Raw genomic sequence first — 19,605 nt, forward strand, 5'->3', positions numbered from 1 at the left:
TCATTATTGAGACAGGGCTTTTTCACCGTACAAGAAATCGACCATATGAGACTGCACAATGTCGGGACACTCTTCTGGTAAAAGATGTCCAATTTCCTTTAACGAGATAAAGGTAGAGTCTGTCAAATCATCTTTTAATTTACGTCCGAGATGTAAAGGGACAACTCGGTCTTCTTCTCCCCAAATGAGTAAACTTGGTTTTTTTATGTGCTGCAAATCCTTTGAGGAGAGGTCTCCTTCTCGATCACGAATCATTCTTGTCAAAGCCATAAACGTACGGTCATCCAAAAAGGGTTCAGTATAGCCATCAATCATTTCTTCGTCGATTAACTGATGATCAAATACGACATTTTGCAAGTTACCTAATACACCTTTGCGAGACAGCCACGTTTTTACCCACAGATAAAAGAAGGGAACATAAGAAGACATGACCAACCCATAATGTGAAGGGCCTAAATAAGCTGAGCTGCACAGAAGAACGAGTTTTGATACACAAGAAGGCTTTAATTTTGCTACGTTTAAACAAACCTGTCCTCCCATTGAGTGTCCCGATAGTACAACATCTTTCAATTTTAAGTATTCAATCAACTCGATGACAATTTTGGCTAAGTTTTTATACGAGTATTGAAAGGTTAACGATTTTTCACTTCGCCCAAATGGCGGAAGGTCCAGCGTAATGATAGAAAACGTATCTTCAAATAAAGGAATTAAACGCCGAAAGCTAAAACTGGATGATAAAAAGCCGTGAATAAATACAATAGATGGTTTATCAGGGTGATAGTTATGGCATTCGTAGTAAACATTGACGCCATTAAAAGTACGCTGGTGGCAAGTAATTTTAGAGTCAGTCAATTTGTTTCACTCCATCTTTTTCTTTCTAGTCTGTCCTAATTTCCAGCAATCTATAAAATGAAACTCAATTACCGGTATAGATTTCACATTAAAGATGTGTTTAAATTTGATATAATGGAAAAAGTGAAAAAATTTAATCGGTGTAGGAGGGGAACGCGGTGTTCTTAGAAGAAAAAGAGTTAGAAATTTTAGAAATTCTAGAAAAAAATAGCCGTATTTCAATAGATAGTATTTCAAAAATGGTGGATTTAACGTTTGAAGAAACCTCTAATATTGTTAAAAAGTTAGAGAGAGAAAAAGTAATTGTGCAATATTCAGCTGATATTAACTGGAGACGAGTAGATGGACATGAGGGCGTCACAGCTATGATAGATGTAAAAGTTGCACCAAAGCGAGGAGTAGGCTTTGACGAGATTGCGGAGCGCATCTATCGTTTTCAAGAAGTAAAATCCGTGTACCTAATGTCAGGAGCATATGATTTGTCTGTTATTATTGAAGAAAAATCAATGTCTGAAGTAGCATTTTTCGTTTCTGAAAAGCTTTCTACGCTAGACTCTGTTTTATCTACAACGACTCACTTTATTATGAAAAAATACAAGCACGATGGTACCATCTACGATCAAGGCGATGAAGATCGCAGAATCGTGGTGTCTCCGTAATGAAAGAGCGCTTGTCAACAACTGTACAACAGCTGAAACCTTCAGGTATTCGCCGCTTTTTTGATTTAGCAGCAAGTATGGATAACGTCATCTCTCTTGGAGTAGGTGAACCTGATTTTGTCACATCTTGGGCTGTTCGAGAAGCGAGTATTTTATCGTTGGAAAGAGGATATACCTCTTATACAGCAAATGCGGGGCTTTTAGAGCTCCGCTTTGAAATTATGAAGTATATGAAAAGAAATTTTAACGTCTCGTATGATTATAAAGATGATATTATTGTGACCGTTGGAGGAAGTCAGGCTTTAGACATTACAATGCGAGCTTTGATTAATCCTGAAGATGAGATTATTGTCGTGGAGCCAAACTTTGTGTCTTACAGTCCGTTAATTTCTCTAGCAGGAGGAGTTCCTGTGGCAATTGAAACAACGGCGGAAACAGAGTTTAAACTACAGCCTAGACAGATTGAAGAAGTCATTACAAGCAACACGAAAGCCCTTCTTTTATGTTCTCCTAATAATCCAACAGGAAGTTCGCTATCTAAAGAAGAGTTGCAGGCTATTGCAGATATTGTAATCAAGCATGACTTGCTTGTTATCACGGATGAAATATATGCAGAATTAACATATGATGAAGAATTTACATCTATTGCTTCTTTAGAAGGAATGAAAGAACGAACTATTATTATTTCAGGCTTTTCTAAAGGGTTTGCTATGACTGGATGGCGTCTTGGGTACATATGTGCACCAACTGAGATTGCTAAAGCAATGCTGAAAATTCATCAGTATACAATGATGTGCGCGCCTACCATGGCCCAGTATGGAGCAATTGAAGCACTACAAAACGGGCAGCATGACGTAGAAGAGATGAGAAAAAGCTATCGCAGAAGACGGAACTATATGGTGAAGTCATTAAATCAAATTGGTCTGGAATGCCATTCTCCCGGAGGAGCGTTTTATGTGTTCCCGTCTATCAAGAAAACGGGATTGTCATCGGAAGAATTCGCTGAGCAGCTTTTGCTTGAAGAACGAGTAGCCGTCGTGCCAGGCAATGTATTTGGAAAAGGTGGAGAGGGACATATTCGCTGTTCATACGCCTCTTCAATGGAATCATTAGAAGAATCCATAAAACGGATTAGCCGTTTTGTTGAAAATAAGTTATAATAAAAATAAGATATTATGTCATATCGTATAGACGGTTTGATATAATATCTTTTTTGCTATGATGAAATGTAGTGTTAGTTTATATTTGTGACGAAATTGGTAAATAATAAATATAGTATAACTACTTTTTGATTCAATCTATGAACTGTGCTATAATTTTAAATTGGCTATAATGGTGAAAATAATAAGGTATCTAGGAGTGTTTATATGTCAAAATTTGAAATCGGTACTGTTACAAAAGGTAAAGTAACAGGAATTCAACCATACGGTGCATTCGTTGCATTAAATGAAGAAACTCAAGGATTAGTTCATATCTCAGAAGTAAAACATGGCTTCGTTAAAGATATTAACGAACATTTATCAGTAGGAGACGAAGTAAACGTTAAAGTTTTATCTGTTGATGAGTCAACTGGTAAAATTGGTTTATCTATTCGTGCAACTGAGCCAGCTCCAGAAAAAACTGAAGCTTCTGCACCTAAAAAACCTGCTAAAAAGCGTCAAGGTCAAGCAACAGTTCATACTGAATCTACTCAAGGATTCAACACATTAAAAGAAAAATTAGAAGAGTGGATTGAGCAATCAAACCGCGAAATATAATTAAGAAATAAGAAAAAAAGAAGGATAGCTTAGCTATCCTTCTTTTTTAATGTTCCGTTCTAGGTTCTGTACGCTCTACTTCAGCAGAAGGTTTAAATAATAGACCTAGGTTAATCAGTCCTGCGATTCCAACCAATCCATAAATAATGCGGGAGAAAGCAGATGTTTGACCGCCGAAGATTGCTGCTACTAAATCAAATTGAAAAAAGCCAATAAGTCCCCAGTTAATTGCTCCAATAATCGTTAATACGAGCGCAATACGTTGAATACCACTCATGATGAACCCTCCTTGTTTTGTAGTTCACTTATTAGCCTGCTTTTTTTAGAGGGAAATATGCATATTTGCTTTTGGAAGATACAGACAAATAAACGTTCATTTGGATGGGGTGAGCATCTAGCCAACAGGGAATAATCTTTAGGAAGTCAATTTTCTTTACAATCAAAAAGTTGTTCTTCATAATGATGCATGTAATCAAGCTCGTAAGGAGGAGTTTATAGTGAACAATTTTACATTTTATAATCCTACAAAATTAATTTTTGGTAAAGGTCAATTAGAGCAATTAAAAACAGAAGCAAGTCGCTTTGGTAAAAAGATATTATTAGTATACGGTGGAGGAAGTGTAAAACGCAGCGGTTTATACGATCAAGTAATGGATGTACTGAATGACATGAATGCAGAAGTACATGAGTTAGCGGGAGTAGAACCGAATCCTCGTCTGACAACTGTTCGCAAAGGAATCGATATTTGTAAAGAAAACGGTATTGAATTTTTACTTGCAGTAGGTGGAGGAAGCGTAATCGATTGTACAAAAGCAATCGCAGCTGGCGCAAAATATGATGGCGACGTATGGGACATCATTAACCGCGACGTATTCGCAGCTGAAGCTCTTCCATTTGGAACAGTGCTAACATTAGCAGCAACAGGTTCAGAAATGAATGCTGGTTCTGTTATTACAAATTGGGAAACACAAGAAAAATACGGCTGGGGCAGTCCGGCAACATTCCCTCAATTCTCTATTTTAGATCCGGTTAATACATTTACTGTACCAAAAAATCAAACAGTTTATGGCATGGTTGACATGATGAGCCACGTATTTGAACAATATTTCCATGCTGCAACAAATACGCCGCTTCAAGATCGCATGTGTGAAGGTGTGCTACAAACGGTTATTGAAACGGGACCAAAATTATTAAACGACTTAGAAAACTACGAGTTACGTGAAACGATTTTATATAATGGTACCATCGCATTAAACGGTATGTTACAAATGGGACACCAAGGCGATTGGGCTACTCATAATATTGAGCATGCGGTATCAGCTGTATATGATATTCCACATGCGGGTGGACTCGCAATTTTATTCCCGAACTGGATGAAACACGTAATGGATGAGAACGTAGATCGCTTCAAGCAAGTAGCTGTACGCGTATTTAACGTAGATACGGAAGGTAAGACAGATAAAGAAGTAGCACTTGAAGGTGTGGATAAGCTTCGTGAATTCTGGTCAAGCCTAGGTGCACCAACTCGCTTAGCTGATTATGATATTGGCGAAGACAAATTAGATCTTATGGCTGATCGTGCGATGGCCAAAGGTGAATTTGGTAAATTTAAAAAATTAAACAAAGAAGATGTACTAGCAATCCTACGCGCTTCTTTATAAGATTCTCGATAAAAAACGCCGTGCAAACCGCACGGCGTTTTTTTTTATTCATGATGGGTAAGCTTTTTCTGCTGTTTGGTTTTCAAATCATCCCGAACGGTTTTATCAGAAAGAGGAACTCCGCTGTAATAAGCTGCTCTTCCTAGTAAATGCCCAGCAATAGGAGAGGTGATAAACACAAAGACAATCGCTAAAATTAACCGTGCACTAATATGGCCAGTGTCAATCCAAAAGTAGAGTAAGCAGCCCACTAATATAAACAGGACGCCTAAGGTAGCACTTTTGGAGGCAGCATGACTTCTTGTGTACGTATCAGGCAAACGAATAAGCCCAATCATGGTCACAACTGTCAGAAGAGACCCTATGAGTACCAAAGCTCCTACAATGATTTCACTGATCACGTTCATATTCAATCACTTCTCCTTTCTCTAAAAACTTAGAAAAAGCAACGGTACCTACAAAGGCTATGATGCCTAGCAGTAAAATGACTTCGAAAAAAGCCTGAGTTCGAAAAATAATCGAGATGATGGCCGTGATAGCAATGATGTTAATTCCAATAGCATCAAGGGCCATTGCTCGGTCAGCAGTTGACGGACCTTTTACCACTCGGTAAACAAACCCAATAGTTGAAGCAGAAATGAGAATGAGCGAAACGTTTAGAAAAATATCGAGCATTTAACGACTCACCTCCATAATAGCTTTTTCGAATGTTTGCTGAATATCTGTAATAATGTCATCAATATCGTCGGTATTGATTGCATGAATATAGATAGTAGAATTGTCATCTGACACATCCATTACCAGTGTGCCTGGCGTTAGCGTAATTAAAAGAGAAAGAATGGTAATTTCCCATTCACTCTCCAGACGGGTTGGCATTGCAAAGATGGCTGGCTGAATATTTAATTTAGGGCGCAATACGTCTTTCGTCACTGCAATATTGGCTTTGAATAATTCTCGTATGAAAATAAACAGCAGCTTAATGATCGCATACACTTTATGCAGGTAAAAACGTCTGTGAAAAAAACGGCGGAAAACAAACAGCAGTACCGCTCCCCAGAAAAATCCTATAATAAAAGAAGGTAGTGTCCAAATCCCTCTCAAAAACATCCATGTGAATGCAATGATTACGTTTAATAATAGTTGAAATGACATGCAAATATACTCCTTTAACACCGATTGGATATAAATTGAAGGATCCATAAGCGTTTGAGCGGCTGTCGACACATAAGGAATAACAGCTTCTGCACCTAGTCCTAAAAAGACAGAAACAGCAAGTAAGATAGCGGATGGGTATAGAATACCTTTAAGGGATACTTTTTCATGCTCAGAAGAAAGCGTAGGTTCACCCCAGAAGCAGCTCATGAAAATCTTAATGGCAGAATATAAAACGAGCAGGCTTGAAACGAGTAAAACTCCTACAAACGTGTAGCTCTCTGATTCTAAACCGCCTTGAACTAAAAGGAATTTTCCAATAAAGCCGCTTAGGGGAGGAATTCCTGCCAACGAAATAGTAGCGATAAAAAACATCCAGCCAAGCAGCGGATAGTCTTTAATTAACCCACCCATTTTCTTTAATTTTGTTGTTCCAGTTATTCGAATGATGCTTCCAGCAAGAAGGAAGAGAGCTGCTTTAATAATCATGTCGTGAATTAAATAATAAATGGCTCCTTCAAAACCTGCTTTTGTTGTTAAAGTTACACCGTAGACAATGACTCCCACAGCAATAATAATATTATAAATTAAAATTTTATTCACATCCGAATAAGCAATGGCGCCTACTGCACCAACAACGATAGTCAAAAGCGCAACGTAGCCGATAATTTGATGAGTAAATTCAGGATGATGGTAAAACAGTAAAGTGAAAGTCCTGAAAATCGAATAAACGCCTACTTTTGTGAGCAACGCACCAAACAATCCGATAATAACGGGTGGAGGCGCACTGTACGAACCTGGAAGCCAAAAATACATTGGGAATAAAGCTGCTTTTAATGCAAATACAATAAATAAAAGCATGCCAATGGTTGTTAAAATTCCCGGCTGATTAGCCTCTGCAATTCGCTGCGAAAGGTCTGCCATGTTGAGAGTTCCTGTTACGGCGTACAAATAAGCAACAGCAATTACAAACAAAGCAGATGAAATGACATTGACTAAAATATACTTAAGAGACTCTCGAAGCTGTTCTTTTGTACCGCCAATTACAATAAGAGCGTACGAAGACATAAGCATGACTTCAAAAAAGACAAATAAGTTAAAGATATCACCTGTCAAGAAAGCGCCAAATACGCCTACTAATAAAAACTGTACAAACGAATAAAAGTAAAAGCGTTCACGTCTTTCGCCAATTGTATGAAAAGCAAAAAGAACGCAGCATAGTGTTACGATACTAGCAGTAAGTACGAGAAGGGAAGCGAACATGTCCGCTACTAGAATAATTCCAAAAGGAGGTTTCCAGTTCCCAAGCTCATGAGTTAAAACACCTTTTGATTGAACCAACTGTACCAAATATGCAGCAAAAGCAGTGGTGGTGATTAATGATAAAACACTGATTATCCTTTGAAGTTTAATATTGTCTTTGAAAAAAATGAGCACAACACCTACAACAAACGGGATAAGCAGTGGGATGATTACAAAATTACTCGTCATGTTCATTTCCCCTTAACTTGTCCATATCGTCTGTTCCGAGTTCTTGATAAGCCCTGTAAGCTAGTACAAGGAAAAAAGAAGTGACACCAAAGCTTATGACAATGGCAGTTAAAATAAGGGCTTGAGGTAAAGGATCTGTATAAGAAGAAGCCTTTTCTCCCAAAAGGGGAACACTCCCCCCTTTTAATCCGCCCATCGTTAAAATCAACAGGTGAACACCGTGGCTTAATAAGCCTGTTCCAATAATAATTCGCAGTAAACTGCGGGATAACATGAGATATACAGCGGCAGTGAATAGAATCCCTGCCACTATGGACATTAATATTTCCACTATTCACTCTCTCCAATCGTTTGAATAATGGTCATCGTAACACCAACAACTACTAGATATACGCCTAAATCAAACAGTACAACGGTAGCTAAAGATGTTTTCCCGAGAAGGGGAAGGTTAAAGTAGCTATATGTGTGAGTCAGAAATGGGACTTTGAAAATAAATGACCCAAGCCCCGTTAAAATAGCTAGCAGCAGTCCAGAGGCCGCCACCTTCTTATAGTCAAATGGGATGACTTTCGATACCGTTTTTATATCGAAAGCCAGCAGTAGTAATACAAGGGCTGCTGAGGTAGTAAGTCCCCCAACAAACCCTCCCCCGGGTGTATAATGACCTGCAAAGAAAAGATGAATGGCAAAAATGATAATAATGAACGTGACTACTTTCGTTGTGGTTTGTAGTATCAAATCATTTTTTTTCATTCTTCTTCCTCCTTTGTTAACCGAAGACGAATCATGCCATAGATAGCAAGAGCTGCTATACAAAGTACGGTAATTTCAAATAATGTATCAAATCCGCGGAAGTCCACAAGGATTACGTTCACCATGTTTTCGCCGCCTGCTTTTTCATAGCTGTTTTCAATAAAGTAATGTGAAATCGATTCAAATAGTTTTGTACTGTTTGCTGATATGCCAAGCAATGTAACGGTCGTTCCTACAAGAAGGGCAACCAGTAAATTTGGCAGTTGAAACTTCACCCTTACTTTTCGCTTCCGAAACTCCGGCAAGTAGTAGAAACATAGTAAAAACAGTGATACGGATACAGTCTCAATAACTAATTGAGTCAAAGCTAAGTCAGGAGCGCGGAATAATACGAAAAATAAAGAAAGCGTATACCCGACAACTCCCAGCGAAATAATGGCTGTGAGGCGTGATTTTGCCAATAAAGTTGTAATAGTAGCCGCAACCATTACAACTGCTAGTATGGCTTCATAAACGCCGATAGAAGCAGTATCTTTTAGATCAATCGCAAAGGCATTCTGAGAAAAGAGCGTTACGAGAAGTAAAATGCCTATGAAAGTAAAAATGATTAAAAGATAGTCTCTAATAAATCCTGTCATTAATGTTTTCATGATGCGCGTTGAGCCTTTTTCCATCCCTTTAATGCCATAATTATATCCGTTATTAAGCGTTAAAGAAGAAGGGAATCGTGTATAAATTTTTGACCACTTTTGAAGCGTCATAAACAACAAAATACCAAATGTGATGACCCCTAGCGTCATAAATAATTCTGGCGTAAAGCCGTGCCAAAATTTAATATGCACTTGATATTCTTTACCTTCAGCTAGCAGGCTAGGTGCGATAGAGGCCATTGTTGGCTCAATAAGGGTTGATTCTAATAAATTAGGAGCAAAGCCAAAAATAACAACCAATGATGCTAAAATAACCGGTGAAATCAGCATGCCTACTGGTGCTTCATGCGGCTTCTTCTCCAACTTTTCGGGCTGGTATTTGCCTGTAAAGGTTTTAAAGACAAGAATCATACTATAGACGAACGTAAAAATACTTCCCACCCAAGCGATGATAGGCAGCAAAATTCCCCACGTCTGCATGCTATACATATCCATTTTTGTCACGTTTACCATGCCTGTAAAAAACATCTCTTTACTTAAAAATCCGTTAAAGGGAGGGAGACCTGCCATTGAAAATCCCCCAATGATAGCAATGGTAAATGTGACAGGCATGAAGCTCATTAACCCGCCTAACTTTCTAATGTCACGCGTGCCTGTTTCATGATCGACAATGCCTACTACCATAAATAAGCTGCCTTTGAAGGTAGCGTGGTTAATCAAATGGAAAACTGCTGCAGTAAGAGCCACTAAGTAGATATTATCGTCTAAAAAATCATAGTGAATAGCTGCGCTACCTACTCCTATAAGTGACATAATCATCCCAAGCTGACTAATTGTTGAAAAAGCTAAAATCCCTTTCAAGTCTTGTTGCTTTACTGCTGAAAACGAGCCCCAAAACAGTGTAATTAGTCCTATGATTGAAATAACAAAAAACCAAGTGGCGCTTATAGCAAAAACAGGGCTGAGTCTTGCTAAAAGATAAATTCCCGCTTTTACCATTGTAGCTGAATGAAGGTATGCACTCACTGGGGTTGGAGCTTCCATTGCATCTGGCAGCCAAATATGAAAAGGAAACTGAGCAGATTTTGTAAAGGCCCCTAATAAAATGAGGACTAGAGCTGGAATAAATAGATGACTTGATGTAACCACATCTACGTTTGAGATAATTTCGCGTATGCTGAAAGTACCTGTCATGACGTATAAAAGTACAATTCCTGCTAATAGGGAAAGTCCTCCGAATACGGTAATGAGCATAGATTTTAAGGCTCCGTATTGAGATTTCTCTCGTTTGTACCAATAACCAATCAATAAAAAAGATGAAAGGCTTGTTAATTCCCAAAAGCTGTAAAGACTCATTAAATTGTCTGATAATACAACTCCTAGCATAAATCCCATAAAAAGAAGCAAATAGACATAAAACGAATGCAGCGCTTCTTTTGTCTTAGAAAGATAATAAATGGAGTAAAGAATAACAAGTGTCCCAATTCCGGTGATTAACAGAGAAAATAGAAGACCGAGTCCATCCACATAAGCATCAAAGTTAATGCCCAGACTAGGTATCCATTTCATTGAATGTAGATATGTTTCCCCCTTAGAAACACCACTGATATATTGTGTGAAATAAATGAACAACACAAGTGGAAGAGGTAAAACGAACCACCCTGTATGAATACGCTGGAATTTCCTATACAGAAGCGGGACAAAAAAGGCTAATAAAAAAGGCGATAAAATCACCAAGTGCAACCACGACAAAAGACAAACCTCCTTGTGATATTCAATTCTGTAACCGATTATATAATAATTTAATTATGCATGCATCCATGCTAATTCTTAGTATCAGCAGAATTTTCAAGGCTTATTAAATAAATAGAAACTCGTCACAAAATCCATAAAAAAAACATAAAAAAATTTTTTTCGACGTATAAAAATCATGCGAAATTGTCACTCTAAGAGTGAGGTGATGGAAATGTATAGGAAACAAATAGCCATCAGTTTTCTCATTTTTACCGCACTATGTATGAGTGGATTTGTGCTAAATAATCACTTGGAAATGAAAGAAGAAAACAGGATGCTAATCACTTCTAAAAGTGAAGCTGAAAATTCCATATCAATAGACTCTTCCCTGTTAAAAGCCTCTTATAAACCGAGACAATATGTAAAGATAGGTGAAATGAACTATATTGCACCATCCGGTAAGCAAATAAAAAACGATTGAAGACCACTCTTTAGTCGTTTTTTATTTGCTTATTATTTGCGTCATCGTGCATGAATTCCGTTCTGTAATCAAAGAACATTAGTTGACTTCATAACGGAATTTATCGTTAAATAAAAGGGTACATACAATGATTGCAGTTTCAACAAACTATAATGATTGTGTCAAATTGTAAGTGGATTCACTTGAATTCAGCTAACAGTTTCGATAAAGTGGAAAATAAAGATATTTTAATGGAGGAACAGACTATGACACATGTTCGTTTTGATTATTCAAACGCGTTATCATTTTTTGGTGAACATGAACTTACATACTTACGTGATGCCGTGAAAGTAGCTCACCATTCAATTCATGAAAAAACAGGTGCTGGGAACGACTTTTTAGGATGGGTAGACCTTCCTACGGAGTATGACAAAGAAGAATTTGCACGCATTCAAAAAAGTGCAGAAAAAATTAAATCTGATTCAGATGTATTAATTGTTATTGGTATTGGAGGATTTACTTAGGTGCTCGTGCTGCTATTGAAATGCTTCAGCATTCATTCTATAACACATTATCAAAAGAACAGCGTAAAACTCCGCAAGTTATTTTTGCTGGTAACAACATCAGCTCAACATACATGAAAGACTTAATGGATGTTTTACAAGATAAAGATTTCTCTATTAATGTTATTTCAAAATCTGGTACAACAACAGAACCGGCGATTGCTTTCCGTATCTTCCGTAAATTATTAGAAGAGAAATACGGCAAAGAAGAAGCACGCAAGCGTATTTATGCAACAACAGATAAAGCGCGCGGCGCATTAAAAACATTAGCGGACGAAGAAGGCTATGAAACATTTGTTATTCCAGATGATGTAGGCGGCCGTTATTCAGTATTAACAGCAGTTGGCTTATTGCCAATTGCCGCTGCAGGTCTTGATATCGAACAAATGATGAAAGGGGCAGCTGATGCTCAAGAAGCATTTTCATCATCAGAGCTAGAAGAAAACGCAGCTTATCAATATGCTGTAGCTCGTAATGTTCTTTATAATAAAGGAAAAACAATTGAAATGCTGATTAACTATGAGCCAGCTCTTCAATACTTTGCTGAGTGGTGGAAACAGTTATTTGGTGAAAGTGAAGGAAAAGACCAAAAAGGTATTTACCCTTCATCTGCTAACTTCTCAACGGATCTTCATTCTTTAGGTCAATATGTACAAGAAGGTCGTCGTGATATTTTTGAAACAATTGTACAAGTTCAAGATTCTCGTCATGAGCTAACAATTGAAGAAGATGCAGCGGACTTAGATGGACTAAATTACTTAGCTGGGGAAACAGTTGACTTTGTAAATAAAAAAGCGTTCCAAGGTACAATGCTTGCTCACACAGACGGAGGCGTTCCAAACTTAGTTGTAAACATTCCGGCGCTAGATGAGTATACGTTTGGATATGTTGTATACTTCTTCGAAAAAGCATGCGCAATCAGCGGCTATTTACTAGGAGTAAATCCGTTCGATCAGCCTGGAGTAGAAGCATATAAAGTAAATATGTTTGCTCTTCTTGGAAAACCTGGTTTTGAAGAGAAAAAAGCAGAATTAGAAAAGCGTTTGAAATAAATAAAAAGTTCACCTTCTTGTTAGAAGGTGAACTTTTTTGCTTTTGAGATAAAGGATAAAAAGCTGGAAAAAGGACATGTTAAAACAGAGGAGGGATAAGATGATTGAATTATCTTCAAGATTAGACGGCACATTATTCAAGCTTTATGAATTAGAAAAAACGCTTAAGCCGCTTGGGTATAACATTGGAGGAAATTGGGATTATGATCATGGTTCATTCGACTATAAGATGAACGATGAAGTCGGCTATCAGTTTTTACGTATCCCGTTTACAGCTACGAATGGAGAACTGGATTCTAAAGGAACAACCGTACAGATTGGTACGCCATTTTTACTTTCACATAAGTATCAAATTGGCCTAGATGACAATGTTCACAATGGAAACGTGGGTGCTTCATTTAATCAGTTTGCAGAACCCCAAGACGCAGACGCTTCATTTCCAGAAAAGTATATCAGCTTAGGAGAAGAGCTAATTAGAGAGGCAGAAGAGGCGCTGCTTCGGTAATTGAAGGGACTATTCTTTTCTTAAACTCTCTAATTTTTTTACAAAAATATGTTCGTACATGACCTGACTAATCAACTCGTTTGTTTTAATCATTTCATTTACCCCCAAATTTTGCGCATTTTGAATATGCTTTTTTGTTAACAGTTCAACGATGCTGTAAATAGAAGGGTTCAGTCCTTGCAGAGCGACTAGCGTAACAATAGTATTCATGTCTGCATATTCTTCTGTCTTATGCTGATCCGCAGTAATCAGCACTTTTTTTGCGTACCGAGCATTAGCAAGTTCTAATACCTCATAGTGAGAGGGACTTCCTTTAATAAAATGAACGCGATCACAGATCATGGGGTTTTTAGTCAAAGAGTCGTCGATAAGAACAATGTCTTCTTTATGAAATGCGTCGCGATAAGACTCTAACACGAGTTTGGCGCGCTCATTCCACCCCACAACGATGAAGTGATCTTTTCCATAAAACTTTAAATTTCCTTCCAGATAAGCGCTCTCAGCGGAAACAGCAATTTTAGAAAGCGTGACAAAATAAGTAGTAATAAATCCCGTTCCAATGAGGACTAAAATAATTGCAGCTAACCTTCCAATCGTAGTGGTGGGAGCAAAATCACCGTACCCTATAGTAGAGATTGTAATAATAACCCACCAAATTCCTTCAAACACATTCCCAAACGTTTGCGGCTCTAGGAAATGTATAAGCATGCCGAAAAGTAAAACAAGGCAGCCGATAATAAAAAGAAGCCGCACTAAAATAGAACGACGAAAAAGTCGAAATAATAGCCATTCCATCATAAAAATACCTCCAGTGATTAGTCATAGCCACAGTATGACCATTTTTCACTGAAGGTATAAGATATCTTTATCTTTTTACTTCGTAATATTCAATCCATTCTTTGTCTGGACCATAGAAAAATAAGTATCTTGCTCCATTTGGCAAAGTTACAATGTTTTCTTCCACAAATGAAACGCCTGCTGATTTTAAACGCTCAAACTCCTCTTCAATTCCATCTACTGCCAGCGCAAAATGATGAACTTTACCTTCATTAGGTAAGCTTGAGTTATACCCTTGAATTAACTCTACGATTACATTGCCTTCTAAACCTAGAAAAGCTAGCTTCAAAGACGGATCGGTATGTGGTAGTGTTTCGATGAGCTCTAATCCCACCTTTTGTGTATAGAACTCAATAGATTTTTCTATATCCTTTACTTGAACGCCTACATGTTCAAATTTTAAAATTGCCATATGCATCACCCGTATCTATAGTATGTAAAAACTATGAAATATATTAAAGAGAAAGGATATAGAAGTCAAGATAGGGCTGCTTATTAGGAAAGGGCTCTTAAATCATATTTTTGCTGGAGTGAATAGGGTAGAGGCTTCCATCAAGCGCAAACGAAATTTTGCCTGTTTCTTCAGATACAACTAAAATTAATGCATCCGATTTTTCTGACATTCCAATGGCTGCACGGTGACGTGTTCCCAATTTTTTGTTCGTTGAAATAATAGACGAGAGAGGTAAAACATTAGCAGCCGAAATAAGCTGATTATTTCTAATTAGGACAGCTCCGTCATGTAAGGGTGTCCCTGGATAGAACAGTGTCTCAACTAGCGTAGCGCTGACAGGAGCTTGAATAGGCATTCCTTTTTGAATAAGAGGATCAACATTTTGTTCCCGTTCAATGACAATTAAAGCGCCGTGACGTTTCTCAGAGAGGTTATGAATAGCTAGGGACAGAGCAGCGTATTCAAATGTATAAGGCGATAAGTAATGACGCAAGTAATAAGAGGCGGCCGTAGCTTGAACATCTTGAAATAACCTTCTCATCTCCTCAAAATCACATAGGATACAATGATCACTCGTGTCTAAATGTTTAATTAAATTAGAGGCTTCAGTTGAAATCTGCTGTAAATATGTTCGTACATTATTTTTAATTGTATCGTCTAATTGAAAGGGTTGTCTCTCCATCTTATATAGCTCCTATCTGTCAGTCAGTGTTATCTGTAATGTGTGCTAATGTGGGTGAATTATCCGTAAAGCTTATAAATCCGCTATTAATTTTATAGAGAGATTTTGCGTTTTATTTAGCAAGAGAACATCAAAAGTTGGAGAAAAAAGAAAGCGTTTTATAAACTGATATGTTCACATTTGGGTTAAATTTACATATGTTGTTTTAAATAAAAGTATAGATATTTCTGTGAATTTAAAGTATAGTTTTCTTATCGGATATATGATTTTTAATGTTGACAAATATTCTAAATATGCTAAAATTTTTAAAAAATGCTTATCAAGAGTGGTGGAGGGGATGGCCCGCTGAACCCCGGCAACCTGCTTAGCAAGGTGCTAATTCCAGCAAAGTGTGTATCATTTTGAAAGATAAGGTGAAAATTTATTGCCTACCCAGTCTTTCAATACGGAAGACTTTTTATTTTGATATAGCGCAAGCGATAATTTGAGAAGGGAAACCAATGACTGTAAACCCCGACTTAAAACAAATTTTTGAACACGCCGAAGTAAAGTAAGAATTAAATAGTTTCGCTGACTAGACACACTAGAGGCGGTTTTATCCAATTCTAGTGGGTAAAACCGTCTTTTTTTATTGGATAACGCGGATAACTAAGAATTGGAGTGGAGAAAATGGCAGACTTATATACGTACGAAAACTGGAGCGATACATTTCCAGAGTTCGACAGTAAAGATGAAACAAAAGGAGCCCTTTCAGCATTGCAGTGGGCGTATGATACCTACGGAGATTCAATTATTTATGCGTCAAGCTTTGGGATCGAAGGAATCGTGTTAATTGATTTAATTTCAAAAGTGAAAAAAGACGCTGAAATTGTCTTTTTAGATACAGGCGTTCATTTTAAAGAAACATATGAAGTGATTGATGCAATTAAAGAACGCTTCCCTGATTTACGTATTCATATGAAAAAGCCGGATTTAACTCTTGCAGAACAAGCTGAAAAACATGGAGATGAGCTTTGGAAGAGTCAGCCTAACTTATGCTGTCAAATTCGAAAAATCATTCCGCTAAGAGAATCCCTTGCTCCTTATGATGCGTGGATTTCTGGTTTGAGACGCGAGCAGTCTGAGTCTCGTGCCAACACGAATTATTTTAATAAAGATGAGAAATTCAAGAAGGTGAAAGTTTGTCCGTTAATTCATTGGTCATGGAAAGAAATTTGGCGCTATGTGTATAAGCATGATTTGCCGTACAACAAACTTCATGATCAAGGCTACCCAAGTATCGGCTGTGAGCCCTGTACCGCACCTGCCTATAATGTAGACGATTTACGTTCAGGAAGATGGGCAGGTACACAAAAAGTTGAGTGCGGATTACACGAATCTTAAATACGAAAGAGCTGAATAAATGATGCTTTTATATGTTGCCTTTATCATTGCGCTTTTTTTTGCAATGAATATTGGGGCAAGCGGTGCAGCAGCTGCTATGGGCGTTTCATACGGCTCCGGTGCAATTAAAAAGCGAAGAGTGGCCCTGTTCATCTGTGCTGTAGGAATTGTGCTCGGAGCTGTTACCGGAGGCGGTGAGGTGGTAAAAACCATCAGTTCAGGTATCATACCTGAAAAACTGCTGTCAGTAGAATTAGTTATTATCATTCTGGCTGCTGCAACGCTGTCACTCTTTTTCGCGAATTTGATTGGTATCCCTCTATCAACAAGTGAAGTAACAGTTGGCTCAGTTGTTGGAGTAGGAGTAGCTTATCAATCTCTGTATGTAGAAAAACTTTTAATTGTCATGTCTTTTTGGATTATTGTTCCGCTAGTTTCATTTGTCATTGCTTTTTTGATTGGGAAAGTGATAAAACGCAGAGCGCATAAAAAAGAAGCAGAGGGAAAGTGGAAAAGAGTTTTAACGATTTTAGTTATAGCGACGGGATTCTTTGAAGCCTTCTCAGCTGGAATGAATAATGTGGCAAATGCTGTCGGTCCTCTAGTAGGAGCTGGGTTAATGGATGCTACAACGGGTGTCATAGCAGGAGGATTGGCGGTGGCACTCGGAGCTCTTTTACTAGGAGGCCGAGTTATTGAAACAAACGGAAAAAAAATTACTCGCTATTCTGTAGGGGAAGGCTGCATTATTTCAGGTACTGGTGCTTCTCTTGTTACAGCAGCTTCACTGTTTGGTTTGCCAGTACCGCTTACACAGGTCACTACGTCTTCTATTATTGGGATAGGCGCAGCGAAAACGGGATTTACGAAAGAACAGCGCGAAGTGGTCATTCAAATGTTAAAGGTTTGGGTGGTATCCCCTGTATTTTCACTCGTAATCTCATATGTTCTTGTGAAATTAGTACTTGAAAGCGACTTATATTCATTTGTGGTGCTAGCTAGTGGCTGCATTGCCACAGCAGGTGTTCTAAGCTTAGCTAGAACGACTAGAAGAAAAAGAGCAAGCTTGCAGTCGGAAAAAGAAAAAATGACTGCGTGATTCAATTGCTTTTTATTATATTGTGTTAATTACTTAAGGAGGATTTTACAAAATGACAACAATTCAAGCACACGGTGGAGAATTAATTAATTTATATCAACCAACATATGACTACACTTCACTAACAAAAGAAATTGAAGTAGACAACATGGCTCTAAGTGATTTAGAACTAATTGGGATTGGTGCTTACAGCCCAATTACGGGGTTTTTAGGAGAAAAAGATTATCAATCAGTTGTTGAAAATATGCGTCTAGCAGATGGAACTGTATGGAGTATTCCTATTACTCTTCCCGTAACAGAAGAGCAGGCTAAAGAATTAAACATTGGCGACAAAGTAAAACTAGTTCAAAGCGGTGTGACATATGGTGTTTTAGAAGTTTCTGAAGTATATACGCCAAATAAAGAAAAAGAAGCGGAAAATGTGTACCGCACAGCAGAACTTGCCCACCCTGGTGTGAAGAAAATGATGGAACGCCCAAATGTATATGTAGCAGGTCCAATCGTACTTGTAGAACGTACACCTAAAACGCGTTTTGAAAAGTATTACCTAGATCCAACTGAAACAAGAGCAGCATTTGAAGAGCGCGGTTGGAAAACGGTTGTTGGATTCCAAACTCGTAACCCTGTTCACCGTGCGCATGAGTATATTCAAAAAACAGCATTAGAAATTGTAGACGGCCTGTTTTTAAATCCACTTGTAGGAGAAACAAAGTCAGATGATATCCCAGCAGATATCCGTATGGAAAGTTATGAAGTACTTTTAGAGAACTATTATCCTAGCGATCGTGTAGCTTTGGCAGTTTTCCCTGCTGCAATGCGCTATGCTGGACCTAGAGAAGCTATTTTCCATGCAATGGTTCGAAAAAACTTTGGATGCACGCATTTCATTGTAGGCCGTGACCACGCTGGTGTTGGTGACTACTACGGAACATATGATGCACAAAAAATCTTCAGTAACTTTACGGCAGATGAATTAGGAATTACACCTTTATTTTTTGAACACAGCTTCTACTGCAAGAAGTGTGAAGCGATGGCATCAACGAAAACATGCCCTCACAGCAAGGAAGATCATATGATTCTATCTGGTACCAAGGTACGTGAAATGCTTCGTAACGGAGAAGTGCCACCAAGCACATTCAGCCGTAAAGAAGTAATTGAAGTGTTAATTAAGGGATTAGCAAAACAAAAAGTATCTTCAAAATAAGGAGCGGTTGAAGTGAGTAAATCAACAAACATTACGTGGCATGATGCTGGAATTACAAAACAGGAAAGACGCGAGCAAAATAATCATCACAGTTTTGTATTATGGTTTACGGGCCTTTCGGGTTCAGGTAAATCTACCGTAGCAAACGCAGTGGCAAAAGCGCTTTTTGATAAAAATATTCGCAATTATGTATTAGATGGTGACAATGTTCGTTTTGGCTTAAACAAGAATTTAGGGTTTTCTGCTGAAGATCGTACAGAAAATATTCGCCGTATCGGTGAGGTTTCTAAGCTGTTCGTAGACAGCGGTCAAGTGGTACTAACAGCATTTATCTCTCCATTCCAAGAAGATCGCGCTCAAGTGCGTGAGATCTTAGAGGGGAATGAATTTTTGGAAGTATACGTAGAGTGTCCGTTAGAAGAATGTGAAAAAAGAGATCCAAAAGGCCTTTACAAAAAAGCAAGAAGCGGAGAAATCCGTGATTTTACAGGAATTGATTCTCCCTATGAGTCACCTGCTAATCCTGAAGTAACAATTAATACAAGCACACAGTCTGTAGAAGAATGTGTACAAACTGTTATTGAATATTTATCTAACCGAAAATTCATCTAAATGACAGCGGACTTTGTCCGCTGTTCTAATTCAAATTAAAATTTG

Annotated in this window: 21 protein-coding genes, 2 pseudogenes and 1 riboswitch; of the genes and pseudogenes, 11 read left to right on the forward strand and 12 right to left on the reverse strand. The window is 38.0% G+C overall.

Annotated features, from left to right (window positions below; all coding sequences use genetic code 11):
- Positions 1 to 3 precede the first annotated feature (3 nt).
- Positions 4 to 852, reverse strand: a complete 849-nt coding sequence (locus ACXAE4_RS03170; protein ID WP_155017523.1) for an alpha/beta fold hydrolase — start codon at positions 850 to 852, stop codon at positions 4 to 6.
- Positions 853 to 1,010: 158 nt separating this feature from the next.
- Here ACXAE4_RS03170 and ACXAE4_RS03175 point away from each other — a divergent pair, with 158 nt between their 5' ends.
- From ACXAE4_RS03175 to yugI, 3 genes are all read left to right on the forward strand, one after another.
- The gene (locus tag ACXAE4_RS03175; protein ID WP_013059601.1) at positions 1,011 to 1,511 is read left to right on the forward strand and encodes an Lrp/AsnC family transcriptional regulator; all 501 of its coding nucleotides are present in this window, start codon (positions 1,011 to 1,013) and stop codon (positions 1,509 to 1,511) included.
- Entirely contained in the window at positions 1,511 to 2,671 is a 1,161-nt protein-coding gene (locus tag ACXAE4_RS03180; protein WP_013059600.1) for an aminotransferase, read from the forward strand. The genes ACXAE4_RS03175 and ACXAE4_RS03180 overlap by 1 nt, the downstream gene beginning before the upstream one ends.
- A 207-nt stretch (positions 2,672 to 2,878) precedes the next feature.
- The gene (yugI, locus tag ACXAE4_RS03185) at positions 2,879 to 3,268 is read left to right on the forward strand and encodes a S1 domain-containing post-transcriptional regulator GSP13 (protein ID WP_475235457.1); all 390 of its coding nucleotides are present in this window, start codon (positions 2,879 to 2,881) and stop codon (positions 3,266 to 3,268) included.
- A gap of 46 nt (positions 3,269 to 3,314) precedes the next feature.
- On the opposite strand, the gene ACXAE4_RS03190 is transcribed toward yugI, so the two are convergent.
- Positions 3,315 to 3,545 (reverse strand): DUF378 domain-containing protein, encoded by a 231-nt coding sequence (locus ACXAE4_RS03190; protein WP_013059598.1) that lies wholly within the window; start codon positions 3,543 to 3,545, stop codon positions 3,315 to 3,317.
- Positions 3,546 to 3,765: 220 nt separating this feature from the next.
- Between ACXAE4_RS03190 and ACXAE4_RS03195 the strand changes: the two genes are divergently transcribed.
- Complete coding sequence (locus ACXAE4_RS03195) at positions 3,766 to 4,929, forward strand: iron-containing alcohol dehydrogenase (protein ID WP_013085305.1); 1,164 nt, start codon at positions 3,766 to 3,768, stop codon at positions 4,927 to 4,929.
- 44 nt (positions 4,930 to 4,973) lie between these two features.
- Here ACXAE4_RS03195 and mnhG read toward each other — a convergent pair whose 3' ends face one another.
- The 7 genes and pseudogenes from mnhG to ACXAE4_RS03230 form a co-directional block, all read right to left on the reverse strand.
- Positions 4,974 to 5,336 carry a monovalent cation/H(+) antiporter subunit G gene (gene mnhG, locus ACXAE4_RS03200; RefSeq protein WP_013085304.1) on the reverse strand — a complete coding sequence of 121 codons (363 nt, stop codon included), beginning with the start codon at positions 5,334 to 5,336 and terminating at the stop codon, positions 4,974 to 4,976.
- Positions 5,320 to 5,604, reverse strand: coding sequence for a Na(+)/H(+) antiporter subunit F1 (locus tag ACXAE4_RS03205; RefSeq protein ID WP_013059595.1), 285 nt, complete (start codon positions 5,602 to 5,604; stop codon positions 5,320 to 5,322). The genes mnhG and ACXAE4_RS03205 overlap by 17 nt, the downstream gene beginning before the upstream one ends.
- Positions 5,605 to 6,081, reverse strand: a complete 477-nt coding sequence (locus tag ACXAE4_RS03210) for a Na+/H+ antiporter subunit E (protein WP_013059594.1) — start codon at positions 6,079 to 6,081, stop codon at positions 5,605 to 5,607.
- A 9-nt stretch (positions 6,082 to 6,090) separates the two neighbouring features.
- A pseudogene (locus tag ACXAE4_RS03215) lies at positions 6,091 to 7,572 on the reverse strand (Na+/H+ antiporter subunit D); the annotation flags it as partial.
- Positions 7,562 to 7,903, reverse strand: coding sequence for a Na(+)/H(+) antiporter subunit C (locus ACXAE4_RS03220; RefSeq protein WP_013059592.1), 342 nt, complete (start codon positions 7,901 to 7,903; stop codon positions 7,562 to 7,564). The gene ACXAE4_RS03220 and the pseudogene ACXAE4_RS03215, both read right to left, overlap by 11 nt.
- Complete coding sequence (locus tag ACXAE4_RS03225; protein WP_013085301.1) at positions 7,903 to 8,325, reverse strand: Na(+)/H(+) antiporter subunit B; 423 nt, start codon at positions 8,323 to 8,325, stop codon at positions 7,903 to 7,905. Before ACXAE4_RS03225 ends, ACXAE4_RS03220 begins: the two co-directional genes overlap by 1 nt.
- Positions 8,322 to 10,727, reverse strand: a complete 2,406-nt coding sequence (locus ACXAE4_RS03230; protein ID WP_475235460.1) for a Na+/H+ antiporter subunit A — start codon at positions 10,725 to 10,727, stop codon at positions 8,322 to 8,324. The genes ACXAE4_RS03225 and ACXAE4_RS03230 overlap by 4 nt, the downstream gene beginning before the upstream one ends.
- Positions 10,728 to 10,941: 214 nt before the next feature.
- On the opposite strand from ACXAE4_RS03230, the gene ACXAE4_RS03235 reads away from it, so the two are divergent.
- The 3 genes and pseudogenes from ACXAE4_RS03235 to ACXAE4_RS03245 all read left to right on the forward strand — a co-directional run bounded on the left by ACXAE4_RS03235 (position 10,942) and on the right by ACXAE4_RS03245 (position 13,289).
- A complete protein-coding gene (locus ACXAE4_RS03235; RefSeq protein ID WP_014457923.1) occupies positions 10,942 to 11,190 on the forward strand; it encodes a hypothetical protein in 249 nt (82 codons plus the stop codon).
- Between the two features lie 245 nt (positions 11,191 to 11,435).
- A pseudogene (locus tag ACXAE4_RS03240) lies at positions 11,436 to 12,784 on the forward strand (glucose-6-phosphate isomerase).
- A 100-nt stretch (positions 12,785 to 12,884) separates the two neighbouring features.
- Positions 12,885 to 13,289: a YugN-like family protein gene (locus ACXAE4_RS03245; RefSeq protein ID WP_014457925.1), complete on the forward strand. Its 405-nt coding sequence runs from the start codon at positions 12,885 to 12,887 to the stop codon at positions 13,287 to 13,289.
- Positions 13,290 to 13,298: 9 nt separating this feature from the next.
- On the opposite strand, the gene ACXAE4_RS03250 is transcribed toward ACXAE4_RS03245, so the two are convergent.
- The 3 genes from ACXAE4_RS03250 to cdaS form a co-directional block, all read right to left on the reverse strand.
- A complete protein-coding gene (locus ACXAE4_RS03250) occupies positions 13,299 to 14,087 on the reverse strand; it encodes a potassium channel family protein (RefSeq protein ID WP_014457926.1) in 789 nt (262 codons plus the stop codon).
- 67 nt (positions 14,088 to 14,154) lie between these two features.
- Positions 14,155 to 14,538, reverse strand: a complete 384-nt coding sequence (locus ACXAE4_RS03255) for a VOC family protein (protein WP_014457927.1) — start codon at positions 14,536 to 14,538, stop codon at positions 14,155 to 14,157.
- 97 nt (positions 14,539 to 14,635) lie between these two features.
- Positions 14,636 to 15,262 (reverse strand): sporulation-specific diadenylate cyclase CdaS, encoded by a 627-nt coding sequence (gene cdaS / locus ACXAE4_RS03260; protein WP_028412605.1) that lies wholly within the window; start codon positions 15,260 to 15,262, stop codon positions 14,636 to 14,638.
- Positions 15,263 to 15,575: 313 nt separating this feature from the next.
- Positions 15,576 to 15,677, forward strand: a riboswitch (SAM riboswitch).
- 254 nt (positions 15,678 to 15,931) lie between these two features.
- Between cdaS and ACXAE4_RS03265 the strand changes: the two genes are divergently transcribed.
- From ACXAE4_RS03265 to cysC, 4 genes are read left to right on the forward strand one after another with little or no spacing between them, the layout of a single operon-like run.
- Complete coding sequence (locus tag ACXAE4_RS03265) at positions 15,932 to 16,645, forward strand: phosphoadenylyl-sulfate reductase (RefSeq protein ID WP_028412604.1); 714 nt, start codon at positions 15,932 to 15,934, stop codon at positions 16,643 to 16,645.
- Between the two features lie 19 nt (positions 16,646 to 16,664).
- Entirely contained in the window at positions 16,665 to 17,744 is a 1,080-nt protein-coding gene (locus ACXAE4_RS03270) for an inorganic phosphate transporter (RefSeq protein ID WP_028412603.1), read from the forward strand.
- 52 nt (positions 17,745 to 17,796) lie between these two features.
- Positions 17,797 to 18,948: a sulfate adenylyltransferase gene (gene sat, locus ACXAE4_RS03275; protein ID WP_014457931.1), complete on the forward strand. Its 1,152-nt coding sequence runs from the start codon at positions 17,797 to 17,799 to the stop codon at positions 18,946 to 18,948.
- A 12-nt stretch (positions 18,949 to 18,960) separates the two neighbouring features.
- Complete coding sequence (gene cysC, locus ACXAE4_RS03280; protein WP_028412601.1) at positions 18,961 to 19,560, forward strand: adenylyl-sulfate kinase; 600 nt, start codon at positions 18,961 to 18,963, stop codon at positions 19,558 to 19,560.
- Positions 19,561 to 19,605: the final 45 nt, after the last annotated feature.

The sequence above is a fragment of the Priestia sp. ABM2_011 genome (assembly GCF_056158845.1).

Bases quoted from the DNA above. Each gene is read 5' to 3' on its own strand.
- ACXAE4_RS03180 (WP_013059600.1), top strand. From the start codon at position 1,511: ATGAAAGAGCGCTTGTCAACAACTGTACAACAGCTGAAACCTTCAGGT.
- yugI (WP_475235457.1), top strand. From the start codon at position 2,879: ATGTCAAAATTTGAAATCGGTACTGTTACAAAAGGTAAAGTAACAGGA.
- ACXAE4_RS03190 (WP_013059598.1), bottom strand. From the start codon at position 3,545: ATGAGTGGTATTCAACGTATTGCGCTCGTATTAACGATTATTGGAGCA.
- mnhG (WP_013085304.1), bottom strand. From the start codon at position 5,336: ATGAACGTGATCAGTGAAATCATTGTAGGAGCTTTGGTACTCATAGGG.
- ACXAE4_RS03205 (WP_013059595.1), bottom strand. From the start codon at position 5,604: ATGCTCGATATTTTTCTAAACGTTTCGCTCATTCTCATTTCTGCTTCA.
- ACXAE4_RS03210 (WP_013059594.1), bottom strand. From the start codon at position 6,081: ATGTCATTTCAACTATTATTAAACGTAATCATTGCATTCACATGGATG.
- ACXAE4_RS03225 (WP_013085301.1), bottom strand. From the start codon at position 8,325: ATGAAAAAAAATGATTTGATACTACAAACCACAACGAAAGTAGTCACG.
- ACXAE4_RS03235 (WP_014457923.1), top strand. From the start codon at position 10,942: ATGTATAGGAAACAAATAGCCATCAGTTTTCTCATTTTTACCGCACTA.
- ACXAE4_RS03245 (WP_014457925.1), top strand. From the start codon at position 12,885: ATGATTGAATTATCTTCAAGATTAGACGGCACATTATTCAAGCTTTAT.
- ACXAE4_RS03250 (WP_014457926.1), bottom strand. From the start codon at position 14,087: ATGATGGAATGGCTATTATTTCGACTTTTTCGTCGTTCTATTTTAGTG.
- ACXAE4_RS03255 (WP_014457927.1), bottom strand. From the start codon at position 14,538: ATGGCAATTTTAAAATTTGAACATGTAGGCGTTCAAGTAAAGGATATA.
- cdaS (WP_028412605.1), bottom strand. From the start codon at position 15,262: ATGGAGAGACAACCCTTTCAATTAGACGATACAATTAAAAATAATGTA.
- ACXAE4_RS03265 (WP_028412604.1), top strand. From the start codon at position 15,932: ATGGCAGACTTATATACGTACGAAAACTGGAGCGATACATTTCCAGAG.
- ACXAE4_RS03270 (WP_028412603.1), top strand. From the start codon at position 16,665: ATGATGCTTTTATATGTTGCCTTTATCATTGCGCTTTTTTTTGCAATG.
- sat (WP_014457931.1), top strand. From the start codon at position 17,797: ATGACAACAATTCAAGCACACGGTGGAGAATTAATTAATTTATATCAA.